This window comes from Streptomyces sp. NPDC056231 (assembly GCF_048270745.1).
Classification (GTDB): domain Bacteria; phylum Actinomycetota; class Actinomycetes; order Streptomycetales; family Streptomycetaceae; genus Streptomyces.
In genome coordinates this window covers 59,771-84,444 of sequence record NZ_JBLVKW010000014.1, presented here as the reverse complement: position 1 = coordinate 84,444, position 24,674 = coordinate 59,771, and the positions used below count along the sequence as shown (strand labels likewise).

At 69.6% G+C, this 24,674-nt stretch carries 18 protein-coding genes and 1 pseudogene; 6 read left to right on the top strand and 13 right to left on the bottom strand.

Annotated features, from left to right (window positions below):
* The gene (locus ACNPQM_RS14400) at window positions 1-783 is read right to left on the bottom strand and encodes an SGNH/GDSL hydrolase family protein (protein WP_418084327.1); all 783 of its coding nucleotides are present in this window, start codon (window positions 781-783) and stop codon (window positions 1-3) included.
* A gap of 518 nt (window positions 784-1,301) precedes the next feature.
* Here ACNPQM_RS14400 and ACNPQM_RS14395 point away from each other — a divergent pair.
* Complete coding sequence (locus ACNPQM_RS14395) at window positions 1,302-2,405, top strand: DUF5925 domain-containing protein (protein ID WP_358858120.1); 1,104 nt, start codon at window positions 1,302-1,304, stop codon at window positions 2,403-2,405.
* A gap of 97 nt (window positions 2,406-2,502) precedes the next feature.
* Here the strand turns inward: ACNPQM_RS14395 and ACNPQM_RS14390 are convergent, their stop codons facing one another.
* Window positions 2,503-2,877: a GntR family transcriptional regulator gene (locus tag ACNPQM_RS14390; RefSeq protein ID WP_418084283.1), complete on the bottom strand. Its 375-nt coding sequence runs from the start codon at window positions 2,875-2,877 to the stop codon at window positions 2,503-2,505.
* Between the two features lie 69 nt (window positions 2,878-2,946).
* Here ACNPQM_RS14390 and ACNPQM_RS14385 point away from each other — a divergent pair, with 69 nt between their 5' ends.
* Together ACNPQM_RS14385 and ACNPQM_RS14380 are read left to right on the top strand one after the other, a co-directional pair.
* Window positions 2,947-3,867, top strand: coding sequence for a GNAT family N-acetyltransferase (locus tag ACNPQM_RS14385; protein WP_418084282.1), 921 nt, complete (start codon window positions 2,947-2,949; stop codon window positions 3,865-3,867).
* Window positions 3,848-4,357, top strand: coding sequence for a DUF402 domain-containing protein (locus ACNPQM_RS14380; protein WP_418084281.1), 510 nt, complete (start codon window positions 3,848-3,850; stop codon window positions 4,355-4,357). Before ACNPQM_RS14385 ends, ACNPQM_RS14380 begins: the two co-directional genes overlap by 20 nt.
* A gap of 67 nt (window positions 4,358-4,424) precedes the next feature.
* On the opposite strand, the gene ACNPQM_RS14375 is transcribed toward ACNPQM_RS14380, so the two are convergent.
* Window positions 4,425-5,903, bottom strand: a complete 1,479-nt coding sequence (locus ACNPQM_RS14375; protein WP_418084280.1) for a trifunctional class I SAM-dependent methyltransferase/NUDIX hydrolase/VOC family protein — start codon at window positions 5,901-5,903, stop codon at window positions 4,425-4,427.
* Window positions 5,904-5,952: 49 nt separating this feature from the next.
* The gene (locus ACNPQM_RS14370) at window positions 5,953-6,417 is read right to left on the bottom strand and encodes a GNAT family N-acetyltransferase (protein ID WP_418084279.1); all 465 of its coding nucleotides are present in this window, start codon (window positions 6,415-6,417) and stop codon (window positions 5,953-5,955) included.
* A gap of 67 nt (window positions 6,418-6,484) precedes the next feature.
* Between ACNPQM_RS14370 and ACNPQM_RS14365 the strand changes: the two are divergent.
* Window positions 6,485-6,610 (top strand): annotated as a pseudogene (locus tag ACNPQM_RS14365) (IS5/IS1182 family transposase); the annotation flags it as partial.
* Window positions 6,611-6,666: 56 nt separating this feature from the next.
* Here ACNPQM_RS14365 and ACNPQM_RS14360 read toward each other — a convergent pair.
* From ACNPQM_RS14360 to ACNPQM_RS14335, 6 genes are all read right to left on the bottom strand, one after another.
* Entirely contained in the window at window positions 6,667-7,560 is an 894-nt protein-coding gene (locus tag ACNPQM_RS14360) for an esterase/lipase family protein (RefSeq protein WP_358858126.1), read from the bottom strand.
* A gap of 259 nt (window positions 7,561-7,819) precedes the next feature.
* Window positions 7,820-8,011 carry a hypothetical protein gene (locus ACNPQM_RS14355; protein ID WP_418084278.1) on the bottom strand — a complete coding sequence of 64 codons (192 nt, stop codon included), beginning with the start codon at window positions 8,009-8,011 and terminating at the stop codon, window positions 7,820-7,822.
* 43 nt (window positions 8,012-8,054) lie between these two features.
* Window positions 8,055-11,030 (bottom strand): aminotransferase, encoded by a 2,976-nt coding sequence (locus ACNPQM_RS14350; RefSeq protein WP_418084277.1) that lies wholly within the window; start codon window positions 11,028-11,030, stop codon window positions 8,055-8,057.
* 51 nt (window positions 11,031-11,081) lie between these two features.
* On the bottom strand, window positions 11,082-11,522 hold the full coding sequence (locus ACNPQM_RS14345; RefSeq protein WP_418084276.1) for an Lrp/AsnC family transcriptional regulator: 441 nt from the start codon (window positions 11,520-11,522) through the stop codon (window positions 11,082-11,084).
* A gap of 152 nt (window positions 11,523-11,674) precedes the next feature.
* A complete protein-coding gene (locus ACNPQM_RS14340) occupies window positions 11,675-12,655 on the bottom strand; it encodes a DNA polymerase Y family protein (protein WP_418084275.1) in 981 nt (326 codons plus the stop codon).
* Complete coding sequence (locus tag ACNPQM_RS14335) at window positions 12,652-16,107, bottom strand: DNA polymerase III subunit alpha (RefSeq protein WP_418084274.1); 3,456 nt, start codon at window positions 16,105-16,107, stop codon at window positions 12,652-12,654. Before ACNPQM_RS14335 ends, ACNPQM_RS14340 begins: the two co-directional genes overlap by 4 nt.
* Before the next feature lie 561 nt (window positions 16,108-16,668).
* On the opposite strand from ACNPQM_RS14335, the gene ACNPQM_RS14330 reads away from it, so the two are divergent.
* The gene (locus tag ACNPQM_RS14330; protein ID WP_418084273.1) at window positions 16,669-17,535 is read left to right on the top strand and encodes a septum formation family protein; all 867 of its coding nucleotides are present in this window, start codon (window positions 16,669-16,671) and stop codon (window positions 17,533-17,535) included.
* A 295-nt stretch (window positions 17,536-17,830) separates the two neighbouring features.
* Here the strand turns inward: ACNPQM_RS14330 and ACNPQM_RS14325 are convergent, their stop codons facing one another.
* Entirely contained in the window at window positions 17,831-18,049 is a 219-nt protein-coding gene (locus tag ACNPQM_RS14325) for a hypothetical protein (protein WP_418084272.1), read from the bottom strand.
* Window positions 18,050-18,403: 354 nt separating this feature from the next.
* On the opposite strand from ACNPQM_RS14325, the gene ACNPQM_RS14320 reads away from it, so the two are divergent.
* Window positions 18,404-19,297 carry an alpha/beta fold hydrolase gene (locus ACNPQM_RS14320; RefSeq protein WP_418084271.1) on the top strand — a complete coding sequence of 298 codons (894 nt, stop codon included), beginning with the start codon at window positions 18,404-18,406 and terminating at the stop codon, window positions 19,295-19,297.
* A gap of 36 nt (window positions 19,298-19,333) precedes the next feature.
* Here ACNPQM_RS14320 and fxsT read toward each other — a convergent pair whose 3' ends face one another.
* Together fxsT and fsxC are read right to left on the bottom strand one after the other, a co-directional pair.
* Complete coding sequence (gene fxsT / locus ACNPQM_RS14315) at window positions 19,334-23,269, bottom strand: FxSxx-COOH system tetratricopeptide repeat protein (RefSeq protein ID WP_418084270.1); 3,936 nt, start codon at window positions 23,267-23,269, stop codon at window positions 19,334-19,336.
* Complete coding sequence (gene fsxC, locus ACNPQM_RS14310) at window positions 23,266-24,612, bottom strand: FxsC protein (RefSeq protein ID WP_358858134.1); 1,347 nt, start codon at window positions 24,610-24,612, stop codon at window positions 23,266-23,268. Before fsxC ends, fxsT begins: the two co-directional genes overlap by 4 nt.
* Window positions 24,613-24,674 lie beyond the last annotated feature (62 nt).

The following is a 24,674-nucleotide window of genomic DNA, read 5'->3' as shown; positions in this document are numbered from 1 at the left end:
TCAGACCGCCGAGTTGAAGGCGGGCAGGTAGCCGCCCGACTGGCCGGCGGCGGTGGGGTGGTAGGACTCACCGATGTTGAGCCAGTTGACACTGTGCAGCCAGACGCTGCCGGAGCAGATCTCGTGCCCGGTGAACCTGGATGCGACATCGCTGAAGGTGAATCCGTGGTTGGCCGCACGCTTGGCGGTTGCCGCGTTGAGGTAGTCGGAGGCGCTGTTGATGGCGGAGCGTTCGGTATCGCTCAGGCCGGCGAGGCAGCTGCCGCCGATCTTGTAGAAGCGGGGGTAGCCGAGGACGACGACATGGGCGGACGGCGCCTTGGACCTGATCGCCGTGTACACCGAGTCGAGCTTGCCGGGCAGGGTGGAGTCGACATAGCTGCGGGCGGTGGCGATCCGACTGAGGCAGGTGGCTTCCGACTGGAGGACACAGGTGGTCATGACATCGGCGAAGCCCGCGTCATTGCCGCCGATGGAGATCGAGACGAGGTCGGTCGAGGTGGAGAGCGGGCCGAGCTGCTTGGCCGTCACATCGCCGGTAACTGCGCCCGAACAGGCCGTGAAGGCGAACGACGCGGGCGAGTTGGCGGCGGCCCAGAGCGCAGGATAGGCCTTGGTGCTGCGCTTGCAGTCGCCGCTGGCGCTGTCGTAGCTGCCGGAGCCGACCCCCGAGGAGTACGAGTCGCCGAGTGCGACGTAATCGACGGACGTCGCGGCGTTCGCGGTGGCCGCCCCGGTCAGGGCGAGTATGGCACCGAGCAGAAGCGAGGACGACAACGCCACAAGTCTGGGTATTTTCACGGAATCTCCCTTGGACCGGCCGGCAGGATCTCTGCCCTACTCAGTGGTAGCAGCACGGAGGCGCCACTGGAAGTGTTCATGCCAAGTACATCCCATGAGGTTTTCCTGAACGTCTCCTGAGCGTGCGTCACATCGGCATCTGGCATCCGGCGCACTGCGGGGCGAAGTCGCGCATGCGGAACATCCGGAGCGAGGCAGGCCGGTGTGGGCTCCCTGTCGCGGGCAGGCCGTTGTGCACCGCAGACCGCTTCCGCATGCACCGCCGGTCATTCGGCCGGCGACCGGAATGCCGGAGCCCCGGAACCCATCCGGTCAAGGATGCCGGCGCGGCGCCGCCAGGGACCGTACGCCCCGGAGCGCCTGACGGCCCGGCAGCCCACCGACGCCGCGGCAGGTGCGAAGCGGACTCACCGGCTCGGGGAGGTGTGTGATGCGCACCGTCCCAACGGGTGGCAGAAGGAGGCAAAACCTGGGTGCGCCGGGTGCCCCGGTGCCGGATCATGGGCGCCATGTCTGCCAACCCCGAGTCCGCTCTGCCGATCCGGCTCACCGTCGACGACAGCGATTCCCCGGCCGATGTCGTCGACGCGCTGTTCCTCGGCCGCTTCGCGACGGGCGAGCAGCCGTACTCCCACAGTTCCTCCCTCGACCGGGTGAAGTCCGGGGCGACGCTGCTGCCGCCTGCCGCCAAGGTGCTGCGCGCCGCCCGCGACGAAGACCGCAGTGCGACCCTCGCCGAGGGAGAGGGCTGGACGCTGCTCATCTCGCGGTGGAACCGCGGCGCCGACGTCACCGTCACCGCGACCACTGCCGAGCTGGCGCAGAAGATCCTCGCCCAGGCGACGGACGGTGCCCAGGACGAACCGGAACCACAGCCCGAGAACGTGACGATGGGCTTCTGGTACGTCTCGCCGCGCCGCGGCCCGCACCGCACCACCCGGCAGATCGCCGCCGGTACCTGGGACGAGGTGCGCGGCAACTACACGGCGCCGGTGGCCGAGGCCATGGACCGCCTGATGAAGGTGACGCCGGACGACATCGCGGGCCGGCTGCTCCTGCTGCACGGCCCGCCCGGCACCGGCAAGACATCCGCGCTGCGCACGCTGGCCCGGTCCTGGCGCGACTGGTGCCAGGTCGACTGCGTTCTCGACCCGGAGCGGCTCTTCAACGACGTCGGCTATCTGATGGACATCGCGATCGGCGAGGACGACGGCACGGCGAAGGGCAGGTGGCGGCTGCTGCTCCTGGAGGACTGCGACGAACTGATCCGCGGCGAGGCCAAGCACACCGCGGGCCAGGCGCTGTCCCGGCTGCTGAACCTCACCGACGGGCTGCTGGGCCAGGGCCGCAATGTGCTGGTGGGCGTGACGACCAATGAGGACCTGGAGCGGCTCCACCCGGCGGTCGTCAGGCCCGGCCGCTGCCTGGCCCGCATCGAGGTGGGCTCACTGACGCGCCAGGAGGCGGCGGCCTGGCTGGGCACGGAGGAAGGGCTCCGCCGGGAGGGCGCGACGCTGGCCGAACTGTACGCGCTGCGCCGCGGCACCGGTCCTGCCTCGGTGCCGAAGCAGGACGCAGGGGCGGACGCGGGGCTGTATCTCTGAGGGTTCCGCCCGCAAGCCGGTCTGTCCTCGTTCGCCGGACGGGTGTGGTTCTCGCGCCCTTGCGGACACGAACGGCCACCGGACCGGACGGCCGCGGTCATTCCTCGTACGCCGCCCGCACCGCGTCCTGCGCCAGCGACGCCGCCGCCGCGCGCGACAGACCGAGCCGCCTCACCTGGTCCGCGTACTCCCGCGCCGCCTCCGCGGCCTTCCGCTCCGCCGCATCCCCCGCGGCAGCGACGAACGTGCCGTTCCGTCCACGGGTCTCGATCACCCCGTCCGCCTCCAGGGTCCGGTATGCCTTGGCCACCGTGTTCGCGGCGAGGCCGAGCTCCTCGGCGAAGCCGCGTACGGTCGGGAGTCTGTAGCCGACGGGCAGCGCGCCGGAGCGCGCCAGTTCGGAGATCTGCGTGCGCAGTTGCTCGTACGGGGCGATGCCGGAGTCGGGATCGAGAGCGATCTTCAAAGTCACGGCCCGATTCTCCCCCACCACCGGAAAATCGGAGGCGACCGGGCCGGTTCTCCCCGTAACGTCCGCCGCATGACTGTGATCGTTCGCGACTTCGTGCCCACCGACGCCGAGGCGTGGGTACGGGTGCGGCGCGCCGCACTTCCGTACATGGTGACGACTCCTGAGCAGGTTGCCTTCGAACAGGCCAACGCCCATCCCGACAGGCGGTACAGGCTGCTGGTCGCCGAGGAGGACGGGGAGATCATCGGTACCGCTCAGGTCGGCATCGTCCATGACAGCCCGGAGCCCGGCCAGGGTTTCTGCAATCCGTACACGCACCCCCACCGGGTGGGCCGCGGGGCAGGCTCGCTACTGGTGAGCACCGCCGAGGAGTATCTGGCCGGGGAGGGGGCGGTCGCCATCTACACCTGGGTGCTCGACGAGCCGGCGAACCGGGTCTTCGCCGAGAAGCGCGGGTACACGCCGAGCCGTCCGGCGCACTTCCTCCATCTCGACCTCACACACGGCACGCTGCCGCCCCGTCAGGACCCTCCGTCCGGTGTGGAGCTGCGGACCGCCTCGGACTTCGCGGACGACCCGCGCCCCCTGTTCGAGGCGGACGCGGAGACCACGGCGGACGAGCCGAGCGACACCCCGGCCGAACTCTCGGACTACGAGGACTGGCTGCGGAACACCTGGAACAACCCCGGTCTGGACCGGGAGCTCACCTCGGTCGCTGTGGTGGACGGCGAGGTGGCGGCCTTCAGCGCGGCGAACACCGACGGCCTGACCCGTTACTGGTCGGGGATGACCGGCACCCGCAGGGCGTACCGCAACCGGGGTCTGGCGAAGCTCGCCAAGACGGACTCGCTGCACCGCGCACGCGCGGCCGGCTACACGGACGCATACACCGGCAATGACGCGGACAACGGCCCGATGCTGGCCATCAACACATGGTTCGGCTACCGGATCTGCGCCACGGAGGTGCGCCATGTCCACAACATCGGTTGAGGTCGTCCTGGTCAAGGCGGGGCGGACGAAGATCCGTTACCCGGCGGAGCTCGTGGGCGACGACGGCGCCCGGGTGACGGTGACCGCACCGTGGGCCGCACCGGGTGTGCGCGACTTCGGCTTCGTACGGTTCGAGCCGGGCGACGTCTTCACCGAGCACTACTGGCGCGACCGGTGGTTCGCGGTGAAGGAGGTCCGCACCGGCGAGGGGACGCTGAAGGGCTGGTACTGCGACGTCACCCGGCCCGCGGTGCTGCTCGACGGGGAGCTGGTGGTCGAGGACCTGGATCTCGATCTGTGGGTGTCCGCGGACGGTTCCTCCGTACTGCGGCTGGACGAGGACGAGTTCGAGGAGAGCGGACTGGCCGCACACGATCCCGTCGCGGCGGATGCCGCCCGCCGAGCGCTGGACGAGCTGGAGGGCCTCGCCCTCGCCGACGGGCTCACGGGTCTGCTGGCACCGTCGTGCCCGTCCGGCGCCGGGCGTTAGGGCGCGTTTCGAAAGCAGCGTCGTCCGCCCGTAGGCCGCCCGGCAGGCGGGACTTCCGGAACACGCCCTAACGCACCACGAGTTCCACCTCGTACCCCGCCGCGTCCTCCAAGTAGGCGGCGCAGTGCCCGTCGCCGCCCGCGTACGGATGGCGGTCCGCGAACAGCAGCCGCCAGCCGTGCTCCGGGGCCCGCGCCACCAGCGCGTCGAGCGTGGCCCGGTCCCGGACATGGAACGCCAGGTGGTTGAGGCCGGGGAGGAGCCGGTCGTGCGGTCCCGGGGCCAGAGCCGGTGACTGCTCGATCACCAGATAGGTGTCACCGCGCCGCCAGCTGCGGCCGTGCTCCCATCTCTGGTACGGGACATGGCCCAGCTCACCGAGGAGCCAGCCCCACCCCGCCTCGGCCACCGCCAGGTCGGGCACCCACAGCTCGATGTGGTGCACCCCGCCGGTGCCGGACCCGCCGGACTGCAGCGGGACCGCGCGGCGGGTGCCGTGCGGCTGGTACGCCACGGTGTCGCCGTCCTCGTGCCAGTGGATCAGGAAGTGCTCCCCCGCCCGGTAGCCGTCCAGCCCCGCACGGCAGTACGCGACCATGTCGTCGGGCAGGGCGTCCAGCGGGAACCAGGCGAGCTCCGAGCACTTCTCCGGTTCGCGGTTGTACGGCGGACGCGCGGGGTCGTATTCCGCCTCGAAGAACCAGCCGGTCCGCGGACTGCCGCCGGGCCCGCGGTGCTGCATGACCAGGGCGACCCGCAGCTCCTCCGGGTCCAGTGCGAGACCGATCTCCTCAGCGGCCTCGCGGATCATCGCCGCGCGGACGTCCTCACCGTCCTCCACATGTCCGGACGGACCGTTGAACAGCCCGTCCGCGTATCCCGTGCCGGCGCGGCGGGCGAGCAGGACCTCGGGGCCGCGGCGCAGGATCAGATGCACATCGACGATCTCGGTGTGCCGGTGCGGCGGCTCGGCGCGCACCACCAGCGCGTACCGGTCGTCGTCGACCTGTTTGCCCCACAGGTTCGGGTCGTCGGAGAGCCGCTCGTGGTGGATGCGCTCGGTGAACGGGGAGACCAGTGCAGTCAGTCGCTCGGCGGAGAGGCCCACCGCGCCCCACACCCCCTCGATCAGCAGCAGCCGTCCGCCGGGCCGCAGCAGGCCGAACCAGTGGCGCAGAGCGGCCTCGGGATCGGGCAGCAGCCACACCACATGGCGGGCCATGATCACGTCGAACTGCTGCTTCCCGACCGGCGGTCGGGCCGCGTCCCCGACGAGCACCTCGGTGCCCGTCCCGGCGAGCTTGGCCCGCGCCTGCTCGACCATGCGCGGCGACCGGTCGACCGCGGTGACCCGGTGGCCCTGCCCGGCGACGACCAGCGCCAGACTTCCGGTGCCGCACCCGAGGTCGAGCACCTCGGAGCGGCCCCCGGGCAGCCAGCTCTCCAGGCGCTGCGCCCATGCGTGCCGGACCACCGGGTCGAGCAGCCCGTGGTCGGGCTCCTCGTCGAAGGAGTCGGCGGCGGAGTCCCAGTCGATCGTCGTCATGCGTCGATCGTCTCAGCCACCACTGACACAGTCGATCAGTCGGTCCCGGTCATCGGGTCAGCCGCTTGCGGTAGTGGAACCTGTCGTAGACGCCGTCCACGCGCCGCTCCACCAGTTCGTACCCGTAGCGCGGATAGATCTTCTGGTTCTCCCACATCAGTGCGTTGGTGTAGAGGCGGATCTCGGGAAGGCCGAGGCTGAGGGCGTGCGCGTCGACGAAGGCGAGCAGCCGTCGGCCGACTCCCCGGCCGGCCGCGTCCGGGTGGACGGCGACGGACTCCAGGAAGAGGTGGTCCTCGTGCGGGACGAGAACGAGGACGCCGATGACGTCCGGGTCTCCCGTCACGTACACCCGGCCCGCCGCCACATCTGCCGCATGGTCCGCACGCATGGGTGCGGGGACGACGCCGATGCGCGCGATGTAGTGCTGGTAGGCGGCATCGGTGACGGCCCGTACGGCGGGGACGTCGGCCGGGGCGGCGGGGCGGATCTCGTCGGACGTGTCGGCGGTCATGGCAGCACGGTACGAGGGCCTCGCCCATGACCTGCGGGTGGGTCCCTCGTGCACGTACGGAGAGGGCCGCATCGCCCGCAAGGGCGTCGAGAGTTCACAGCGACTTGGCCGACACCGCTGGATCATCGAACGGACCATGGCCTGGCTCGCCGGCCGCCGTCGGCTCCACCGCCGCTACGAGCGCAAAGCCGAGCACTCGTTCGGATCATGACGGGCTCGCGGGGTCCGGCATGATCCGAACGAAAGGCCTCAGCCGATGACCGAGGCGCAGGTGGTCGGGGTGGCGTGCGCCGGGTCCAGGGCGTTCGCCACCTCGTGGTAGGCGATCCGGTCCACGGTCCCGATCGCCACATGCTCGGACAGGTCGACCGGGCACAGGTCCTGGAGCAGGACATTGCGCACGTTCGGCCCGTCCAGGAACTGCGTGCGGTACGGGGTCACGACCTCGTCGTACTTGGTCGCGACGACCGTGTAGCGCACGCCGGGCACGGTGTCGCCGCCCGCGTTGAGCTTGGTGATGAACGGGGATCCGGCGACCTGGTCCGCGAGACCGGGCGTGCCGGCGTTCAGCAGGTCCTCGGCACCGGGGAAGTACGGCAGCAGTTTCGTCAGCCCGAGGAGGGTGGTGCCGTGGTTGTCGGGGGCGAGCCCGATCATGGCATTCACCTTCGCGGCGCCGCCGAGGAACTTCAGGTAGTAGTTGGGCATCATGCCGCCCTGGGAGTGACCGACGATGTCGGCCTTGGGCGCTCCGGTGGCGGCGAGCACCTGGTCGACGAAGGTGGCGAGCTGACCGGCCGATTTGTCGATCGGACCGAGGCCGTTGAAGAACGGCACGCCGGGAAGCCGGCCGTAGTCGAGCGAGTAGACGCAGTAGCCCCGGTTGACCAGGTACGGAGCGAGGACGAGCCAGTTGTCGATCGAGTTCCCGAAGGTTCCGTGGACCAGGACCACGGGCCGGGGGTGGGCTGCGGAGGGTTTGCAGGAGTAGTCGTTCCAGCCCCGGGAGGGGGTCGTGGCGGCGGCGGGGGTGGCTGCGGTGGCGGTCGCCGTGGGGGTGGCGACCGCTGCGACGACGAGGAGCAGTGCGGCGAGGGTTCTCCGTGCACGTGGAGTGCGCGGCGCACGTGTCCAGGGCAGCATCGTGTGGTCTCCTTGCGGCTCAAGGGAGTTGCGATGTCAATGCGCCCTGCGGCCCGGACCACAAGTTCATTACCGACGTTCCGTACCGATGTTCGATACCGCGCTCTACGCGCTCATGCCAAATTACGCGCGGGTAAGATAGCGAGGGAAGTTACGCGTCAATAAAAACTGACGCGGCATCATCCTCCTTATGCCGCAGAATACATGATGGTCTGTCAGGTATCGGGTCGATCATTCACCGCGATCGTTTACGCCCGGTTCACCAGGTCGCCGATGTGCAGTACGTGAGGACTTTGTTGCGGCCCTGACTGCGGTTGGCGCGGGCCGTGAAGTGCTGGGTGAGGCCGATGCCGATCGAGCGGACGGGCTCGGGCGGGAAGGGCGGAGGTTTGCGTCGTAAGAGGTCGAGGGCGGTGGGCTCGGTGTGGTCGCCGGCCGGCAGATCGAGCATCACCTCGGCGCCGGATCGCGAAGCGCCGGCGCCGAGCCCGATGTCACCAGGTGTGACCGTGGCCGAGTTGGAGGAGGGCCAGGTCGAGCATGTCGGCGAAGAAGTCCGCTGCGTCGGTGTCGATGCACAGCGGTGGCTTGATCTTCAGGATGTTGAGGTGGTCCCCGGTGGGCTGGACGATGACGCCGAGGTCGAGCATGCGGTCGCAGAGTTCGGCGGTCTCTTCTGTGGCGGGTTCCAGGGTGGTGCGGTCCCGGACGAATTCGAGGCCGAGGTAGAGGCCGGAGCCGTGGACGGCGCCGATGATGCCGTAGCGGTCGGCGAGCGCCTCGAGCCGGCGCTTGAGATGGCCGCCGACGCGCACCGCGTTGCCCTGGAGGTCTTCGTCGCGCAGGGTGTCCAGGACGGTGAGGCCCACGATGCTGGAGACCGGGCTGCCGCCGGTGGAGGAGAAGAAGTAGCCCTGGTCGCGGTAGCGATCGGCGACCTCCCTGGAGGTGATGACGGCACCGAGGGGGTGTCCGTTACCCATGGCCTTGGCGACACAGACGACGTCGGGGACGACCTGCTGCTGTTCGAAGCCCCAGAACCAGTGTCCCAGGCGGCCGTAGCCGACCTGGACCTCGTCGGCGACGGTCAGGCCGCCGTGACGCCGTACCGCCGCGTACACCTCGGCGAGGTAGCCGTCGGGGAGGGCGACGCCTCCGGCGTTGCCGTAGTAGGTCTCGCCGATGAACGCTCCTGCCGGGCGGCCCGACCCGGCCAGCTCGTCGATCACCGCGACGGCCTCGGGCCCGTAGCGCACGGCGTCCGTCCCGCGGTGCCGGCCTCGGTAGGAGTTGGGGGAGTCCACGGTGTGGACCCAGCTCGGGCGGGTGGCAAGGGCGTTGGGGTTGTCCTGGAGCGAGGTGGAGACGGCGTCGGAGGCGTACGTCCAGCCGTGGTACGCCTCGCGCAGTGCGACGACGTCGTGCCGGCCGGAGGCGCCGATGGCCAGCCGGAGCCCCAGATCCACTGCTTCGGAACCGGAGTTGACGAGGAACACCGTGTCCAGAGAGTCGGGAAGGAGGGCGGCGAGGCGTTCGGTGAACTCCACCACCGAGGCGTAGTGGAAGCGCGAGTTGGTGTTGAGCCGTCGCAGCTGCCGGGAGACCGCCTCCTCGATACGGGGGTGGGCGTGACCGAGCGGGGTGACGTTGTTGACGATGTCGAGGTACGAGCGGCCGTCGGTGGACAGCAGATGGTGGCGCCAACCACGCTCGATACGGGGAGGGTCGGCGTAGTAGTGCTCCTGCACGGTGGCGAACGCGGCGCCGCGCCGGTCGAGCAGGCCCCTCTCGCGCGTACGGTCGGAGCCGGCCGGGAGGCCGAGAAGCGGGGCGGGGTCGGCGGTGAGCGCGAGCCAGCCGGCGGCGTACTCGGGCCGGACCAGGCGCGGGGCAGCAGGGCCGTTGGCGGCGCGCAGCGCAACGTGGACCGAGGCGCCGGAGCCGAGGTGGGCGATGTCCTCGCCGGCCCGCACCGTCGCACCGGTGCTGACCACGGGCTGGACCGCGTGGGGGAAGGACAGCGACAGCGCCTGCGCGCCGTAGGTGAGTTCCACGCGGCCCGGTGCCGTGGCAAGGACCCTCCCCGCGGCGGGCGCCTGCACCACGGCATCCCGGCCGAGCCAGAGGTCGATTCCGGTGGGCACCGTGGCGGTGGACACCGCCGACAGCGCCGGTGTCCGAGTGAGCCGCGCATGGGCGTACCGGGTGGCGACCGCGGCCGCTCCCTCCGCGAGCGCGGAGGCCGCCAGCCGGGCCTCGGTGCCGGCGTCCATCCAGGCTCCGTGGTCCATGGGATCGGCGTCGGCGGACAGGTCGAGGAGGGTGATGTCGCCGGCGGCGAGGTCCCGCAGGAGCGGGCGCACCAGCGTATCGGCCTGCGTGGTTGGAGCAGGCACGTCGGCCATGCCGGTCGCGTCCCTGACGAGGCGGATCATCACCGGAAGGGGCAGCCAGGTGGCCTGTTCGAATATGCGCCATTCGCGGTCGAGCGCGGCCTTGGCGTACGCGTTGTCCTCGTCGACAGCGGCCTGCTGCCGCCCGCTGGCCACCAGGACGGCTGCGCGCAGGACCACGAGCGGCCACAACGCCTCAGCCTCCTCGGAGGAGAGCGGCCGAACGGCGTGGAAGGCGCGGACGGCCGGCAGCACGTGGTGCGGCTCGATCCCGTCGTGGTGAAGCATCGAGGACAGTGACACGGCAAGTTCGCCGACCGCCCAGCTCGTGGTCACGTCACCGAAGTCGATGACCCCGTCCGGCATCGGCGGACGGCTGTCGGGACAGCGGATCAGATTGTCGTCGGTGAGGTCCAGGTGCACGGCCTGCAACGGCAGCGCGGCGGCGAGTTCCTGGACACGGGCCCAGGCCTCGGCGGTCGCGGCCTGGACGGCGGCGCGCCGGTCGGGCTCGTCGATGTGCCCGGCGAGCTCGGCGACGACACGGTCGGCGTGCTGCAGGTCCCACTGGAGCACGCGGTCGAGGCCCGGGTGCCGGAAGTCGCGCAGGGCGGTGCTGACCTTTCCGGCGATCGTGCCCATGGCCGCCACGGTGCCGCGGGACAGGTGCCGCGGTCCCGAGAGCGTGCCGCCGGGCAGGTAGCGCAGCAGGCGCGCGACGGCCGGACCGTTCTCGGTGTCCACCGTCGTGCGCCGCGGGGAGCCGTCGGGGCGGCGCAGGACCGTGGCGATGCGCAGTTCCGGGCGGGCCGAGGCGATCAGGTCGGCTGCCGCGTCCTGGGCTTCGATCTCCACAGTGCCGAAGGCGGGGTTGGCGATCTTCAGAATCGCCGCGGACGTCCCGTCATCGGTGTGCAGCAGGAAGTTGGCGTCCTGCTGGCTGCCCAGCGCCTGCGCGCGAGCAGTGATGTCGAGGTGTTCGGCAGCGATGAGCTCAGCCTCGGGCGGTGTCACGCAGGGTGCGGGAAGTGCGCCCTCGGCGAAGAAGTCGATCGTGCGGTACTCGTCGGTCGGCATGATGGGTTCCTCGGCTGGTGGGGGCAAGCAGGGCTGGGACGCTCGGATGCCTCAGTCGACGTGCCACAGGAAGCGGTGGGTGTGAATCCCGAAGTAGGGGAAGCTCTCCACGGACGCGACCCCCTCGACGGCCCGCGCGACGTCGTTGATGAAGTCCAGAAGATCCCGAGGCTGACTGCACACCACCTCCGCGAACAGGTTGAAGCCGCCGGCCGTCAGGACCGTGTACACGACTTCGTCGTGCCGGGACAGCTCATCGGCGACCGCCCGGGGATCGCCGTCGACGCGCAAGCCCAGAAGTGCCATCGTCTGCTGGCCCATGGTCATCGGGTCGGTCACCCCGACGACCTGGACCGCCTTGCTGTCGATCAGCCGCTGCAGCCGGAGCCTCGCGGCCGAGGGTGACAACCCCACCTTCGGCCCCAGATCGGCGTAAGGGATCCGGCCGTCGACCTGCAGCTCCCGCAGGATGGCCTGGTCGATCTCGTCCATGCAGCACCTCTCTCACCTGCGTGAACGGCAGGCATCACGCTTGTTTCAAGCACAATGCCGGACCAGCACACTCAATTCAAGTGTGAAGACAATGGAATCGAGCGAAGCGCGCGTACGGGTTCCACGGCTGGCTCGCCGGGGAGCAAGATCAGTCAGTCAGCCAGAGTCGCTGGACGGACGGCCTTGGGGCCGAACCGTCGACGGGCGCGATCGGCAGCTGCTTCGGCGACGCGGGCGCGATCGGCGGCGGGGTCCAGAGAGAGCTGGCAGTAGGCGCTGTCGGCTGACAGGAGGGCGTCGACGCGAATCGCGAAGGCGCGGACCCTCGCTCGCTGCAGCCCGAGGGCGTTCAGCAGGCCCAGGGCAGCTGTCGCGAGGGCGGGCGAGTGATTGGTGGGCTCCGGCAGCGCACGCGTGCGTGTGGTGGAGCTGCGGTCGGCGTACCGCACCGTGAGGGTGAGCCGACTGGTGATCTGGCGTTCACCGCGCAGGCGTTGGCCAATTTGATCGGCAAGTCCCAGAACTGCTCGGTGATGCTGCGCCGGGTCGAGGCAGTCCCGCTCCAGCACGAAGTCAGCGGCCAGATGGGCTGCCGGTTCCGACGGGGTGACCGGGCGGGGGTCGTGGCCGCGAGCGCGCTCGGCCAGTAGACGGGCAGGGCCCACACCGAGAAGTCGCTGCAGGGTCCCCGCGGGCAGTTCGGCGACCTGGCCGATGGTGTGCAGGCCGTACTTGCCGAGCGTTTCCGCAGTGGTGCGGCCGATTCCCGGCAACGCGGTGACCGGCCGCGGATACAGCCAGTCGGCCGCTTGCCCGGCGGGAACCCAAGTGGTGTCTCCCGGTGCGGACGCGTCAGCCGCCATGGCCGCCAGCATGCGGTTGCCCGCAAGGCCGGCGCTGCTGTCGATGCCGTAGAGGGCCTTCAGCCGCATCTTCGCCAGCTGGACCACGTCGTAGGGAGACAGGTCGAAGTAGCGAAGTGCCGAAGTCAGATCCAGTTGTACGGCGTTGGGCGGTACGGCCTGGACGTAAGGCGTTACACCAGACACCAGTTCGATTATATCGGCGTACTGAGCCTCGGCCAGTGAGGCGTGCAGATGGAGGTGGGCGATGTGCCGCTGACGGGTGGTCATCCTGCGCTTCCCGGACTGGTGTGACCGAACTTCTTCAGGTCCGCCGAACGGCTGCCGGCGGGCTGCAGATCGGCGTACGGGTGCAGCCGGGCGCCTGTGGTGCCGTTGACCAAGGTGCGCTGCGGCTGCGCGGGAGTCGGATGCGGACGGCTCTCACCGAGGAGGGCGAGCGCGGCCTCGGGACCGTTGTCACGACGGGCCGCGGCGATCTCGTCCAGGTCCCAGACCATCGTGCCGACGACGGTACGACGGGTGCCGCGCACCTGGACCGTGCCGCGGACCAACAGCAGCCCGCTGTGGAACACGGTGTGCGCGCAGGCCGGATGGGAGTCCTCGAAGAACGCCAGGTCGACCAGACCGGAACCGTCCTCCAGGGTGACAAAGATGATCCGCTTGCCGCTGGCGATCGGCGGGGTCTGCGTGGAGGCCCGTACGCCCGCAACGAGCACCTGCTGACCCGCGCTCATCCCGGCCAGATGCGCCGCGTCGGTCGCACCGATCTCCCGCAGCAGCCGGTGGTGGTGCTCCATCAGATGCCTGGAGACATCGATGCCCAGGGTGCTCAGTTCCGCACTCAGGGCCTCGCGGCCGGTCATCTCCGGCAGACCGCTCGGCTCCGCCCCGCCGACGGCACCCGCGTCGATGGGCAGCTGCCCCTTGCCCGCGGACCGGGTCCGGGACTGCCGGTGCAACTCGGCGATCTGCAGCAGCAGGTCGCGTCGCGTGAGACGGCCATCGTGCAAGGAGTTCAGGGCGCCGATCTCCGCGAGGCGTTCGGCGACCGGTCGGCTGGGCCGGGCCCGCTGCCAGAAGTCCGACAGCGATCCGTACGGCTGGGCCTCCTCGATCCGCGCGCATTCCTCCTCGCTGATTCCGCGCACCGCGGACAGCGCGAGCCGCACGCCCCACTGCCCCCCGTCGGCCCGCTCCACGGCGTGCTTCGTCCTGGAGTGGTTGACGTCGACGGGCAGGACCGGGACGCCGCGTCGGCGGGCGTCGGCGACGATGACTCGCTTGGGCCACATACCGGGGTCGTGTTCGAGGAGGCCGGCCAGCAGGAAAGCCGGGTAGTGCGCCTTGAGCCAGGCGCTCTGCAGAGCCGGCACGGCGAAGGCGACCGCGTGCGCCCGGCAGAAGCCGTAGGCACCGAAGGCCTCGACGGTCTTCCACACCTGGTCCCGGACCGCAGGGCTGTAACCGCGGGCGGCCGCCCGGCGGTGGAACCAGTCCTTGATTCTGGGCAGTCGCGCCTTGTCACCGAGAGCCCGCCGGGCGACCTCGGCCAGAGCGCGATCGCAGCCGGTCAGCACCGACAGCGTCTCAATGATCTGCTCGTGCCAGATGGTCACGCCGTAGGTGTCGGCGAGCACGGGTTCGAGGTCCGGGTGGGCGTAGACCGGTGTACCGCCATGGCGTGCGGCGATGTACCGCTCGGGCATCCCCCCGGCAACCGGTCCGGGGCGGAAGAGACTGATGTCGGCGATGACGTCCTGCGGGTCACGGGGCTGCAGGCGCGAGAGAAGATCCTGCTGGCCGGGCGATTCGAGCTGGAACAGCCCTATGGTCTGGCTCTCCTGAATGAGTTTGAACGCGAAGACGTCGTCGAGCGGCACCTGCCGTGGATCGTCCAGATCGATACGGTTGCCGGTCACCCGTTCGATATCGGCGACGGCGTGCGCCATCGCGGACTGCATTCGCACGCCCAGAACGTCCAGTTTGATGTTGCCCAGCGCCTCGATCTCTTCCTTGGCCGCCATCGCCATCGGATAGTTGCCCTGGGGGGTGGGCTGCACGGGCAGCCGGTCCAGGAGCGTCGCGTCGCTGATGATCACTCCGCAGGGGTGCATGGCCATGCCGTGAACCAGGGAGTCGAGGCCCTCGGCGAGCTCCCACAACGGCCCGTACCGCTTCGCTTCGGCCGCCAGTTGACGCAGTTCGGGCAGTTCGGCGAGTGCGCTGGTGATGTCCGACGCCCGCAGGTGCGGGAAGCTCTTGGCGATCCGGTCGACGTCCGCCGGTGCGATCCCCAGCGCGAGGCCGGCGTCCCTCAGCGCCCGGCGGGCCCGGTAGGTCTCGGGCATCGCGGTGACCGCCACCCGCTCGGCACCGAACCGGGCGAAGATCGCGTCGTAGCATTCCAGCCTTCTGGCGGACTCCACGTCGATGTCGATGTCGGGCAGCGACGCCCGTCGCACGCTCAGGAAGCGTTCGAACAGCAGGTGGTGATCGAGCGGGTTGGCTGTGGCGATCCCAAGCGCGTGGCAGACCATCGAACCGGCGCCCGAGCCGCGGGCCGCGACCCGGATGCCCAGCTCCCGGATGTCGGCCACGACCTGGCCGACGGCGAGGAAGTACGAGTCATAGTTCAGCTCGGAGATCACGCCGAGCTCTTCGTCCAGCCGGTCGAGCGCCGCCCGGTCACGGTCCAGGCCGCGCCGGACCATGCCGGCCTCGCACCGGCGACGCAGAAACTGTGCCGCGCCGCCCGTTCCCGGCTCGACTCCGAGCACTGCCGGTTCCGGGAAGTGCGATGTGCCCAGCCCCAGGTCTGCCTTGGCATCGACGGTGCACTCGGCCGCCGTGCCAGCGGTGTCCGCCAGCAAACGGTCTGCCCGCCGGGCGTCCGCTCCGGCACACTCGGCGATCAACCGCGCGATGCGCGCCATCGCTCCTTCGTCCTTCAGCCAGCGCTGCCCACTGTCCAGGCGACGCCGGTCGATGGGGCGCAGCAGCCGAGCAGCATCAAGGACGTCGGCGAGCCGGTGCTGCCCCGGGTCGGCATAGCGGACGGCATTGGAGAGCACGACGGTGGTGTCGGTACGGTCTCCCAGCGCCAGGGTGCGGGCGGCCAGCCGCAGCGATCCCGGGCCCGTACCGGCCCGCCTGTGCAGGACAGCCTCCAGCCGTACGCCGCTGCCGAAGATCTCCCGCCACGGCGCCAGTAGCTTCGCCGCGACGTCCTCCCGGCCTGCCGTCAGCGCCCGTACCGGCTCCGAGAGCGGTCCGAGCAGCACGATCAGACCGGGACCGCCGTACTCACGCAGCGCCTCCCACGGCACCATCACCGGGGCCGCGCCGCCTGCCGTGCCCGCGTGCGCGGCCGACGTGATGCGGCACAGCCGTGCCCATCCCGTCCGGTTCCGCGCGAGCAGCACCACTCGCAGGGGCGGCTCGACGACGTGGGCGCCACCGCGCGCCGGGGTGCGGCGGTGCTGCACCGGAGGAGGGGGTGCGATGGCCTCCACAGCCAGATCGATGCCGAAGATCGGCCGGATCCCGGCTCCGGCGCAGGCCTTCGCGAACCGTACGGCACCGGTGACCGTGTCCCGGTCGGTGAGCGCGAGCGCCGTCGTGCCGCGCTCAGCCGCTCGCCGGACGAGGTGTTCGGGATGGGCGGCACCGTAGCGGGCGGAGTATCCGGACGCGACGTGCAGATGGGCGTAACCCGCCATGCCGCACCTCCATCACTCACCCCATTTGACCCTTTCGCCCGATACACTCATCGTACGCTCGTTCGATTACTCTAACCCCCACCGCCTTCGATCGATAATGTGATTCGAACGTGCGAACGATTCCGTGACATTCCACATATCGGCTCACTGCAACCCTGTCGGGACTCACCGTCACCCCAACGGAACTCTCCGCAGGCAAGAGGGGCAGGGGAAACGGCAGCGGGCTACGCAGCGATGCGTGCCAGGCACGGGTCATCCGGCGGGCGAGCCGGTCAGCCATCCGGCCCATCCCCACCTGCACAGACAGGGGACACCCCGGACCACGGGGGCATGGCTTTCGCTGACGAGGCGAAGAAGGCCGTCACCCCACGGGCTGCACTGCTCGTCATCGGAGTTCACAAGCCCACCACCCGACACCCCCGCGCCGGACGACAACTCGTCCGGACAACACCCGCACAACCGCCTCCGGCGCAACGAAGCGCCCGCACACAGCACTGTCATTTACATGCCATACGATGCGCACACCTGCTCACATCCCTCCCGCTTGAGGATGCTCACGTCATGTCTCTCGGTGTCACGTCCCGTTCCCTGCGCGGCATATCCGCTGCCGTAGCCCTGATCTCGGTCGGAGCGGTGGGATGCTCCGAAGCCCTCGACAGCGCAAAGTCCGGCGCCAACCAGCGATCGGTCTTCTCGCTCGCGGCCGGTGACTGCTACAACCCGAACAACGGGGCGCCCAAGAGCGAGGAGTTCAGCGTCGAGGTCGTGCCGTGCCAGGAACCGCACCAGGGCCAGGTCGTCGGTGACTTCAAGATCGACGGGCAGTCGGCGTACCCCGGTGAGGACAAAACCGCGCAGATCGCAGACGGACGATGCCCGGCCAAGGCGCAGAAGTTCACCCCCGACGCCTGGGCCCTGCCCAAGGGCGTCGACGTCTACTACTACTCCCCCACCAAGGAGAGCTGGGCGGCGGGCGATCGGGCCGTGAGCTGCACGTACACCAAGGAATCGGGCACGTTCTCCGGTTCGTTGAAGAGCAAGCCCCTGAACGCCGACCAGCTCGCGTACCTGAAGGGTTCGAACGCCGTCTACGAGGCCCTGTGGACGAACCAGCCCGAAGCAGAGCAGGTCGAGGACGACTTGGCCGGCTACAAAAAGCAGGCCAAGGCCGTTGCCGCCGCGCTAGGCACTCACCTCACGGCCCTGAAGAGTATTCAGCAGCCGGAGACCGTCAAGCTCCGTGCACGGCTGGAGGAGGCCGCCGGAGCGTGGGAGAAGGCCGCTTCGGCCGGTGACACGGACGCCTTCCACCTCGCCTACGACGGGGCCTTCTCCGGTATCAACCCGGGCAAGACGGTCGCCGCCCGCAAGGAGCTGAAGCTCGCCACCACCGTCCCGGCCGACGAAGCCGAGGCCTGGGCCGACTGACCCGGTCGGATCGCGCCGTCCGGCCGGGCACCTGCCGGACGGCGGGGCCCGCAGAGGCGGCCGTCTGTCCGAAACCTCTCCGGTTCCAAGGCGGGGCGCCGCTCCATCAGGGCTTCGCCCCGCCGTCCCCACCATCAGCCCGCGGGCGGGGCAAGGCGTGGCGGCATGTCCTTCGCTTCGGCATGTCCGGGTGCTTCGCCGGCTTCTTGTGCAGACCGAGGTGGACCTCGTCGGCGTACGCCTGGTGGACGACGCCGCCGATGGGGGTCCAGACCAGGCTGCCCCTTCGCCTGACTCACGTTTTGACTGTCCCCCGGCCGGCGTCACCACCGAGGTCGTAGCCGAAGGCGGTGGCGAGCTTTCCGGCCGCGCTCGCCGTCGGCGTCCGTACGGTGCACTGCGGTACGTCGTCGATGGCGTTCGCATTCTGGAATGTGATTCCCGCTGCGTCCAGGGCGACAACGGCCGAACCGGCCATCACCGCACACGTCCTGGATATGCGTCGATGCTTCAACGCCGACCTCCTGCGGGGCCGCGCACAGGCAAGTGAAGTGCCTGGGTGCGGAGGATGGAGCCGGCCACTAATCCGACCGGGCAGATAGCACACCAGGTCGATTTCAGGATGCACACACGAGCGCACCGTATCGCCCTCCCCCTGTTCACCTGTCTGGAGCCGCATCACGCCGGTTCCGCCTGCGAACACACCGCGCGACCGGGAGTCCGGCAGTGGGCGAGGACTGGACCTGTCCGGTATTCGCTGTTGATTTACCTCAATTGCCATTCCTTCCAAGGACTTTGATGGGCCATCATCGAATTGGTGCAAGAAAGCCGGGCACTCGGTGCCCGCACGGAGTGGAGGAGGCGCGGAGTGCGCAATCGGGTGCGCGCAAGGGACGGGCGGCATCTGATGGTGGAGCGTCTGGGCGACCCGCGGGGGAGACCGGTCTTTCTGCTCCACGGAATGCCCGGCAGCCGGCTCGGTCCGGCACCACGCGGCATGGTGCTGTACCAGCGCAAGACACAGCTCATCACCTATGACCGGCCGGGCTACGGCGGCTCCGACCGGCTGGCGGGCCGCTGCGTGGCGGACGTCGTGGAGGATGTGCGGGCCATCGCGGACTCACTCGGGCTGGAACGGTTCGCCGTGGTGGGCCGCTCCGGCGGCGCCCCGCATGCCCTGGCCTGCGCCGCACTGATGCCGGACCGGGTCACCCGTACCGCCGCTCTGGTCGGGCTCGCCCCCTGGGGCGCGGACGGACTGGACTGGTTCGACGGGATGGCCGCCTCCAATGTGCTGGCGTACTCCACGGCGGCGGCCGACCCGGACGGGCTCGCGGAGTCTTTCATCTCCCGGTCGGCAGTGATCAGGCAGGATCCGGTCAAGCTCCTCGACGATCTCCGCCGGGAGCTGACCGACTCCGACCGGGTCGTCGTCAACGACGCCGGAATCCGCTCCATGCTGCTGCGCAACTACAGTGAGGGGCTGCGCACTTCGGCGTACGGATGGATCGACGACGCGATCGCGCTCTGCACCCCATGGGGCTTCGACCCGGCGGACATCACCGGACCCGTGATGCTGTGGCACGGCGAGAAGGACGTCTTCTCACCGGTCGGGCACTCCCGCTGGCTGGCCGGGCAGATCCCGGGCGCCACCGCGGTGCTGGAGCCGACGGCGGCGCACTTCGATGCGCTGTCCGTGCTCCCTGGCGTCCTCAACTGGCTGTTGGAGGAGCAGGCCACGGCCGCCCCCTCGGAAGGCTGATCCAGGCCGGGCCCACCATCGGCGGGCCCGGCCTGCTCACAGCGTGATCGGTTCCAGTTCGCGCTGGAACCGGCTGTCCTCCCGGGCGATCCGGGTCAGCGGATGCTCGTCACCGAGCTGTCTGGTCAGCTCTTCGACCACATCCGCCCGCACCTGCAATGCCTCGTCCGTGCGCCCCATTGCATCGAGTGTGACGGCCATGTTCGACGTCATGGCCAATGTCTCCGGATGGTGCGCCCCGATGGCCTCCCGAAGCTGCGCGGACACCTGCCGCTCCGTCGACAGCACGATGTCGAGGTCGCCGAGGCCCACGGTTGCGTTGGCCAGGTTCATGACGCTGAACAGGGTGTGCGGATGCTCGCGTCCGAACACCTCGCGCATCGAGGCGACCACCCGTTTCAGCAGTTTCTCCGCCTCCTCCGCCGCACCGGCCCCCGAGAGATAGACGCCGAGGTTGTTCTGGGCGGCCAGGGTGTACGGGTGTTTCTCCCCCGGGACCTTCATGTACTGGTCGACGACCTCCTGTGCGGTGTCCCTCGCCTCGACCGCCTCACCGGCCGCGAACAGGTCGGCCGCCATGTTGAGATCACAGGCCAGCGACTCGGGGTTGGCCGAGGTGTACTTGGCCCGGTACCTGGCGCGGGTGGCCACCGTCAGTCTGCGGGCGTCCTCCAGCCGGCCCGCCCTGCGCAGCGAGACCGCGAGGCTCTTCGCCGCACTCAGCGTGCCGGGGAAGGTCGGCCCGAGGTGTGACTTGTAGCTTTCGTAGGTGCGGCTGAGCAGACCGACGGAGTCCTCGTACCGTCCCACGTCCCGCAGATCGCGGGCCAGGTTCATGGCGGACGACAGGCTGTACGGGTGGTTCGCGCCGAGCACCTCGGTGCGCCGGTCGTAGACGTCCTGATCGATCTCCCTGGCCCTGGCGTACTGCCCGACGAGGCGCAGGTTCAGAGCCAGGTTGTTGGCCGCCGCAAGGGTCCTGGGGTGTGAGTCGTGGAAGATCTGGCTGAACCCCTCGGTGGCTTCGGTCGCCAGCTCGATCGCCTGGCTGTAGTTGCCGAGCATGCCGAGGTCCGTCGCGAGGCTACTGGTGGTCATGTACGTGTGCGGGTGCTCCGAACCCAGTACCTCCCGCTGCCGGGCGAGGGTGATCTCGTCGAGTTCCTTCGCCTCCACATAACGACCGCGCGAGCGGTAGATGTTGGAAAGGTGGAAGCAGAGGTAGAGGTATTGGAGATCCCGCTCGCCGAGCATCTCCTCCCATGTCTCGCGCAGTTCGGCACCGAGGGTTCCGGCCGTTCTGAAGTCACCACGCTTCCACAGGTAGCGCACCCGGTCGATCAGGAGCCTGCGGGTCTCGGGTTCCCTGCAGTTGCGCGCATCGGACGGGCCGAGGTGCGGCCATATGGTCGCGAACCGCGGCCAGGTCGCCGGGTTGTCGATCGGCTCGTCGTCATCGGGCCGGGCACCCGCCAGGATGCGGTGGACGACATGCCGGGCGTCACGCTGCTCCTCCTCGCTGAGCTGTGCCCGGATGACGGCCTGGACGAGACGGTGCACCTGGATGGAGTTGGAGACCTGGTCGACCTTGGCGAGGGCGAACCGGCCGATCTCCCGGATGACCCGGCCGAGCACCAGCTTCTCCTGGAGCGACGGGTCGTACGGCTTCAGCGCCTCGATCATCTCCTTGCTGTACAGGAGGTTGGCGTTGATCGGCTCGGGGGCGAAGAAGGCGCAGAGCTGCAGCAGCCGCACGGCGGCGGGCGAGCGCTCCTTGAGGCGCTGGATGGAGATGTTCCAAGTGGCGGCGACGGGTTCCGGGTAGCCCGCGGGCTGGTTGAGGGCCAGGACCTGAGGGGCCTGCTGGGCGAGCTGTTCCAGATAGGCGTCGATGGGCGTGGCGGTCTCCGCGATCCAGGCCGCCGCCTGTTCCACTGCGAGCGGCAGGTCACCGACAGCGGTGGCCACCTGTGCGGCGTCCTCGACGCTCAGCCCCGGCGCGCGGCGCTGGAGGTGCTCGATGGACTCCTCCCGCAGGAAGACGTCGACAGGCAGTGCGTCGCCGTGCTGGGACCAGGTCTGGTTCCTGGAGGTGACCAGGATGTGACCGGAGCCGCCCTGCGGGAAGTAGCGCCGGAGCCGTTCGGGGTCGTCGGCATTGTCGAAGACCAGCAGCCAGCGGTCCGACGGAACACCGCGACGCAGCAGGTCAACGGCCTCCTGGGAGGCCGCGGCCATGTCGTCGCCGCCCTGGGCGCCGAGCCGGACGCCGAGTTCGGCGAGGCTGGCCACCACGTCGTCGGTCTGCTCGGACGATATCCACCACACCAGGTCGTAGTCGGCCATGAAGCGGTGCACATACTCGAGAGCGACCTGGGTCTTGCCGACGCCGCCGAGCCCGTACAGGGTCTGCGGCTGGGGAAGTACGACGGCCATGCCGCCGCCGAGCTGGTCACGCATCCGTTCCAGGACCAGGGAGCGCCCGGTGAAGCCGGGGTTGCGGGGCGGTGCGTTCCAGATCTTCGGCACGGTGCCGGGGAAGCGGGGCCCGGGCGCGACCCCGTCGACGAGCTGCACCGGGCGGTCCAGGGCACGCATCAGCGCCGCGGTGGCGTGCACCTCGTCGAGCCGGAAGAGGTCGACGGGGTTGCGGTCGATGTAGGGCGCGGAGAGGCGTACGTCCCCGACCCTGAGAGGCAGCAGCTGACGCCTGCCGCCGCCCGGGTCCTCGGCGACCGCCCTGTCCCACAGGCTCACGGCCCGCTGGGACTTGAGATAGGCGCTGGAGAGCAGGACGACGGTACGGGTGGCGGTCTCGGCCGCGAGTTGCGCCGGGTCGGCCTCGCCGGGCTCGGCGGAGACATCGCGCGGGACGACGCGGAATCCGGCCCGGGTGAGGACCGATTCGATCCAGTCGGCCCACATCCGGTTCTCCGCCACATAGTTGAGGAAGAGATCGGCGGGCAGCGCGGGCCTACGCCGGGTGAAGGCGTCGCGGATGCGGAGCCGTACCTCTTCCCCCACGGGGGGCATCGAGGTGATCTGCCGATCGGTGATGACGGCGGTGAGCCGCTCGAAGGCGGAGAGCAGCGAGTTGGTCAGACCTGCCTCGTCGCCGAAGGTGGCCAGCGTCTCCTCGTACGCGTAGTAGGGGCGGTACGGAATCTCCACCGCTCCCCAGTAGGCGGTGAGTTCGTCACCGGACAGGTCCCGGGGCAGCCGGTCGAACTTCAGCCGGGCCAAGGCGCGGCCCGCGTCGGCCTTCTCCTTCTCGCCCTCGTCGATGCGCATCGGGACGGGGAAGATCGAGATGGGGCGGCCGGTGTAGCGCTCGGAGATCTGCCGGGCGACGGATGCCGCGCCGTCGATGGACTGGTCGCTGAGGGTGAAGCAGTCGACGAGCAGGTCCGGAAGGTGGACGGTGCAGATGTCGGCGATGTCGCTGAGACCGGTCCGGCTGTCGATGAGGACGTAGTCGTAGTTGGCCTTCATGTCGTCGCGCAGGGCGTCGAAGAAGTGGCCGCCGCCGAGCCGGTCGTAGAAGTTGTCCCAGTCGAAGGTGGAGACGGTCGCGGAGTATTCGCGGTTCTGACGCCCGGCGGAAACGAAGTCGAGGGTGCCCCCCTGCGGGAACTCCCAGCCGAGCGCCTCCGGGGCGAGGGAGACGGCGTGCGGCTGGATGCGTGCGTAGTCGCGGTGCCAGTCGTCGGCACGCTGAACCGGGCTGGTGGCAGCCCAGGCGTACTCGGTGATCAGGTCGATGACGCCGGTGGTGGCGCCGAGTGTCGACGGGTCGAGGAAGGGATGGAAGAACCGGTGGAGTCCGGGCGCCTCCAGGTCCCAGTCGACGGCCAGTACCCGTTTGCCGTTGGCAGCCAGGATCCAGGCGGTGTTGGCCAAGGCCATCGTGCGCCCGGTACCGCCTTTGTACGAGTAGAAAGTGACGATGCGTCCGTCACGCCCGGCCGTCATACGTCCTCCGCATCCGTCGCAGGGTCGTGCATGTCCGGTATGAACTGCGTGTTGCCCATGGGCCCCATCAGCCGTGTTCGTTCAGTGTGACCGCCGCCCGTCGCCGGCGGATAGACCGCCGCGTGGCGCAGATACTGCTGGGCCGCCGCCTCCACCACCTGGGGCAGCACCTGTCCGAAGGCATCCATGCTGGGCACTCCCCTTGCCGCGGCGCGGCAATACGCGCGCCCCTGGCGAATCTTGGACGGCATGGTCTGTTCGAGCTTCTCGGTCAGCTCCGCCTCGGCGGCTCTGCTCTGCGGGTCCTCGCGGTTCCAGGGCACCACCATGGTCACCCACGGGCGGTTCTCGGCGTCGAAGGCCGCGAGTCTGCGGCGTCGGTCCTCGTCCATCAGCGCCCAGCGGTCGACGACCAGGATTTCGGGTCTGTTCGGTGGCCCCTTGCTCTCCGCGTGGCCGGATTCCTCGTCGAAGGAGGTGACGGTGGCCTGGTAGTTGAGGGAGCGCACCAGGTCCTCGGCGACATAGGCCAGGGGCCGCGCGGAGGCCGGGTGGTACGGATTCCAGTCGTGCGGGTTGTCGCCGTAGTAGTCGGCACTGCGCCCCTCAGGCAGGTCGTGCCGGGTGGGAGCCGCGATGGTCACCTTCATCGGGCGGGGCGCACCGGCACCGCTGCTCTGCGAGCCGAAGGCGCTGGGGGCCAGCCGGTAGTCGACGGGGCGACCCACTTCGATGCGGGCGGTGGCCGCGACGCTGACGATGCGTTTGGCGAGTTCGTAGACAGCCCGTTCGTACTCCTGGGCGAAGAGTCTGAGTTTGATCAGTCCGTAGAGCCCGTCACTGACGTAACGGTCCCCGAAATCACGGTGATTGAACTGCAGTCGCTCCGCCGGCCCGGGCAGCTGGTTCGGTGGAACCGGCACCCAGAGCGCGGGCACGATCGCTTCGGCGGGCTGATTGCTGCGGGCCCGGTGGGCGATGGCGCGCTGTTCGAAGGCGTGCCACTCCTTTCCGCACATCTCGCTGGCGAAGTAGCGCGGCGAGAAGAGCGGAACGAACACCCGGCAGGTGGCCAGCACGCTGCCGAGCCGTTCCGACCACCCCTCGCCGGACCGTATCTCCCGGTCCATGAACCCGGCGGAGGCACCCGCCGGGAGGTCGGTCATGGCCATTACATGGCCGCAGAGATCCTGAAACAGCCGCTCGACCCACATATCAGGGTCCGTTCCACCGCCGTACCCCGGTGTATGCGCATAGCTCAAGAAGAAGTACGGCCGATGGTCCGCCGCTCGCGGTTGCGTTGATGCGTGCACACGACCCCCGTCCTGTGTGAGCACTCGCATCCGAGGAGTGTAGGAAGAATGCGAGCGAATTCATCATTCCGGAGCGGACTTGCTCCACCCCC